The sequence below is a fragment of the Rhodococcus sp. KBW08 genome (assembly GCF_003852455.1).
GTDB lineage: Bacteria > Actinomycetota > Actinomycetes > Mycobacteriales > Mycobacteriaceae > Rhodococcus_F > Rhodococcus_F baikonurensis.
In genome coordinates, this window is the sequence record NZ_QAJJ01000066.1 from 1 (window position 1) to 960 (window position 960).

At 64.7% G+C, this 960-nt stretch carries 1 protein-coding gene; it reads left to right on the forward strand.

The features are described 5' to 3' along the window. On the forward strand, positions 1 to 758 hold a 758-nt coding region (locus DBV08_RS32065; RefSeq protein ID WP_148090806.1), incomplete at its 5' end, for an Ig-like domain-containing protein. Between the last annotated feature and the right edge of the window lie 202 nt (positions 759 to 960).

A 960-nucleotide genomic window follows, 5' to 3' on the forward strand; every position in this document is an offset into this window, starting at 1 on the left:
TTGCAACACTTGCCTGGACGCCGACCACCCGTGGAGACCACTCGATCACAGCGAAGTTCGCCGACACGGCGCGTGCCGTCGGTTCCGCTTCGGCGCCGGTGAACGTGAACGTTTCGCAGGCCGATGCTCAGTCCAGCACGACTCTGGCGCCGATCTCGGGCGCGCAGGTCGGCAAGTCGACCACTCTCAAAGCGACTGTGTCCGCGTCGGGCACCGGTGGAACGGTCACGTTCAAGGTCGGCGGAACAGTGCTCGCTTCGGTGCCGGTGGCGGGCAACGGTGAAGCGACGTATGCCTGGGTTCCGACAGTTGCCGGTGCGCAGACCGTCGAGGCTGTGTTTGCCGGCCGATCCGGCGTCACCGGATCGAGCACCACCGCGAATGTGACAGTTGCCGAACAGCCCGCCGGAACGACGAGCTCGACAACAGATCTGAGCGTGGGAGCAGGGCAGGTCGGTGTAGCGCAGACCATCTCCGCTCAGATCAGCCCCGCCAATGCCGGTGGCACAGTCACCTTCAAAGACGGTGAGTCGGTCATCGGCACGGCGACGGTCGACTCCTCCGGAAAAGCCAGCATCTCGTGGAAGCCGTCAACTCAGGGGCAGCGAGTTGTCGCAGCGGAGTACTCGGGCGCCGGAACGGTGACGGCGTCGTCCGATCAGGTCTCCGTCCAGATCGCCGCACCCGGCACCGGTGGAGAACCCGGAACCGGTGGAAGCGGTTCACTCGGCAGCCTGGGCAACATCTTCGGCTCCTAGCCATCGACACCGGTGATGCCCCGCCCGCGTTCGGTGGTGGGGCATCACCCATATCGCTCACTTCTCGAGAAGGAAAATCTATGTCTGTAAGTTCTGCACGTCGTGCAGTTGCAGGTTTGAGTGTGTTTGCTGTTGCTGCGGGGTTCGCGGTGGTGGCGGGTGCCGGGGTTGCGGGTGCGGCTCCGGTGACGGCGGAGGGAAA